Source organism: Stenotrophomonas maltophilia group sp. Smal13, from assembly GCF_030236855.1.
GTDB classification, from domain to species: Bacteria; Pseudomonadota; Gammaproteobacteria; order Xanthomonadales; family Xanthomonadaceae; genus Stenotrophomonas; species Stenotrophomonas maltophilia_A.
In genome coordinates, this window is record NZ_JASJSQ010000100.1 from 1 (window position 1) to 2,608 (window position 2,608).

At 65.5% G+C, this 2,608-nt stretch carries 4 protein-coding genes and 1 tRNA gene; 3 read left to right on the forward strand and 2 right to left on the reverse strand.

Going from position 1 to position 2,608, the window contains the following annotated elements; translation table 11 throughout:
• Window positions 1–25 precede the first annotated feature (25 nt).
• Window positions 26–111: transfer RNA gene (locus tag QRO95_RS21935), tRNA-Leu, on the reverse strand.
• Between the two features lie 132 nt (window positions 112–243).
• Here QRO95_RS21935 and QRO95_RS21940 point away from each other — a divergent pair.
• Together QRO95_RS21940 and QRO95_RS21945 are read left to right on the forward strand one after the other, a co-directional pair.
• Window positions 244–624, forward strand: a complete 381-nt coding sequence (locus QRO95_RS21940) for a response regulator (RefSeq protein WP_032129385.1) — start codon at window positions 244–246, stop codon at window positions 622–624.
• A gap of 69 nt (window positions 625–693) precedes the next feature.
• Window positions 694–891, forward strand: coding sequence for a hypothetical protein (locus QRO95_RS21945; RefSeq protein ID WP_010484956.1), 198 nt, complete (start codon window positions 694–696; stop codon window positions 889–891).
• A 45-nt stretch (window positions 892–936) separates the two neighbouring features.
• Here the strand turns inward: QRO95_RS21945 and QRO95_RS21950 are convergent, their stop codons facing one another.
• A complete protein-coding gene (locus tag QRO95_RS21950) occupies window positions 937–1,893 on the reverse strand; it encodes an SOS response-associated peptidase family protein (protein WP_279912201.1) in 957 nt (318 codons plus the stop codon).
• 77 nt (window positions 1,894–1,970) lie between these two features.
• Between QRO95_RS21950 and QRO95_RS21955 the strand changes: the two genes are divergently transcribed.
• A complete protein-coding gene (locus tag QRO95_RS21955; protein ID WP_010484960.1) occupies window positions 1,971–2,387 on the forward strand; it encodes a GNAT family N-acetyltransferase in 417 nt (138 codons plus the stop codon).
• The last annotated feature ends 221 nt before the right edge of the window (window positions 2,388–2,608 follow it).

Below are 2,608 nucleotides of genomic sequence, written 5' to 3' on the forward strand. Positions count from 1 at the left end.
GTCGGGGACCTGGCCTTTGATGCAGTGGTGCCGGTGAAAGGACTCGAACCTTCATGGGGTCACCCCCGGCTGATTTTGAGTCAGCTGCGTATACCATTCCGCCACACCGGCAGGCAGCGTGCGAGTGTAACCGAGGTCGGCACGGCTTTCATAGTGGGGAGGCCGATCGGGGCGCCTCCTGTCGGCTTCGGCCCTGTCATGGCTATACTGCGGCGGCTTGAATGCCTCCAGGAGCGGTAGCCGATGACAGTGTTGCAGGACCTGAGGGTGCTGGTGGTCGAGAACGACGAGATGAGTGCCGCACTGCTGCAGATGCAGCTGGTGCATGCCGGTGCGACGGTGGTGGGGCTGGCCGCGAGCGTGGCTGAAGCGCTGCGCCTGCTGCAGGCGTCGACCCCGGACGTGGCCCTGCTCGATTACCGCCTGGCCCGCAATGAGACCAGCGAGCCGGTGGCTGCGGCACTGTCGGCGCGCGGGGTGCCGTTCGTGTTGGCCACCGGGATGCAGGCCGAGCAGCTGCCCGAGCCGATGCTGGCCGGCGTGCTGCTGGTGAAGCCCTATCTCTCGGCAGATCTGAGCCAGGCGCTGGTACGCGCAGTGGGCCGCGCCAGCGCCAGCGCCTGATTGGCGCGTGCTGAAGCGGTGGGCGTATCCTGCCCGGGCCTGAATGCTCAGGCCTACAAGGAGAGTGGCATGAAGAAGTGGATCAAGCGCATGGTAGCTGCGGGTGTCCTTTCGATGGCGGTCTTCGGTGGTACGGCCTCTGCTGCGTGGTGTGGCCAGCCCTGTTTCCAGCTCTACAAGAGCTGCATCGCGCGGGGTGGAGAGGTCGAACAATGCCTGCAGGAACAGGCCTTCTGCGAAGAGGCGATGTGCGGCGGCAATCCCTGATCCATGAACCCCGCCCAGGCGGGGTTTTTCATCTGTGCGCGGTGTTCAGCCCGCTTCTTCGTATACGTAGCGGATCTCCTCGCGGTCGTCGAGGATGCGGTACTGCCGCGCCAGGTCATCCGGATCGGGATTGAGCCAGGCATCGAGGTGTTCCTTGCGGATGGGAACGACGCCGCGGTCATGGCCCGCAGCGGCGACGTCGTGCGGAGGCGTGTCGGTGATTGTGGCAAATGACAGGAGGCGACCTTCCGGTCCTTCCCATTCCGCCCACAGGCAGGCCAGCAGCAGGTCGCGCGGGGGATCGGGCCGGAACTCCAGCACCACGTCCTGATCCTTCTCATCGGCACCCAGCGTACGGCAGGCGATGGCGTGGCGTGGCACGTGCTCATAGAACGCCTGCACCACCACCACGCCGTGGCGCAGCCCGAACGCACCGCGCCAATAGCCTTCCAGGCTGTCGCGCCGCGCGTTGTAGGTGCCCGGATATAGCACGTCGTTGCGCGCAGGCTTGTCCGGCAGCCGGCACTGGTAGCGCATCGGCTTGATCACGCGTTTGCCGCCCTCGCTGACCATCACCGGTGCGTAGGTACCGGGGAAAATACGGTTGTCGCGCGGCAGCAGCTGCACCCGGTGCAGATCTTCCAGCCGAGCCTGCGCACGATCGATGCGGTTGCCGGCCACGCGCAGGTCGTTGCGTGCCTTCTGGGTGGGGCGGGTCGCCAGCGTGGCATTGGCAATATCGCGTCGCTCGCGCTGGCGGGCCAGCTCCGCTTCCAGATCCTGGCGTTCCTGCGCATGCCACTGCTGGATTTTCGCGACGATGTCGCGGCCCTGCTCGGTGCGCGCGCCGGCGAAGCCGTCATCCATCGCCTTGGGAGTTCTGGGGCGCTTCTTGCCAGGATCGTGCGCGTACAGCTCCGCGAATTCTTCCAGCGACAGGATGGCGCCGAACTCGCGCACCAGCTTGGCGTAGTCGGCGCGGATGAGGGCGGAATAGCACATGGGAACTCTGCGGGCGTGGGTCGCAGCAGATGCGACATGGATGAGGCAGGATAGCCCGACCTACAGGGAGATAGCGCATGAATGATTCCGTCGCCTGCCAGTTCCGCGACGCCGTGCCCACGGTCGAAGACTATTGCCAGCTGCGTGTGCTGGCGGGCCTCAGTGCCAAGAGCCAGGAGGCGGCGGCACGCGCGCTGCCCAATACCCTGTATGGCGTGTGTGCCTACCAGGGTAACGAGCTAGTGGCGATGGGGCGCATCGTCGGCGATGGGGGCTGCCACCTGCAGGTCTGCGATATCGCTGTGTTGCCGCGCCTGCAGGGTCAGGGCCTGGGCAAGGAAGTGATGCGTCGCCTGGAGGGCTGGATGCAGGCGAACCTGCCGCCGTCGGCATACGTCAGCCTTCTGGCGGATGGTGAAGCGCACCGGTTGTACGCGCAGTTTGGTTTCGCACCCACCGCACCTGCATCGATCGGGATGTATCGCCGGTTCTGAGGTGTGGCCGAGTTGAAGCCATCCACGCATGGCGTGGATCTACTGGGCCAACCGGCCGCCGGATCCATCCCGGCCCTGCAGTAGATCCGCGCCATGCGTGGATAGGGCCTTCCCAGGAATCACAGGCAAAGAAAAACCCCGGCCGAAGCCGGGGTTTTAAAGAATTGGCGTCCCCACGGGGATTCGAACCCCGGTCGCCACCGTGAAAGGGTGATGTCCTA

What these genes read in the sequence shown, in the direction of transcription:
- QRO95_RS21940 (WP_032129385.1), top strand. Translation starts at nt 244, where the DNA reads ATGACAGTGTTGCAGGACCTGAGGGTGCTGGTGGTCGAGAACGACGAG.
- QRO95_RS21945 (WP_010484956.1), top strand. Translation starts at nt 694, where the DNA reads ATGAAGAAGTGGATCAAGCGCATGGTAGCTGCGGGTGTCCTTTCGATG.
- QRO95_RS21955 (WP_010484960.1), top strand. Translation starts at nt 1,971, where the DNA reads ATGAATGATTCCGTCGCCTGCCAGTTCCGCGACGCCGTGCCCACGGTC.
- QRO95_RS21950 (WP_279912201.1), bottom strand. Translation starts at nt 1,893, where the DNA reads ATGTGCTATTCCGCCCTCATCCGCGCCGACTACGCCAAGCTGGTGCGC.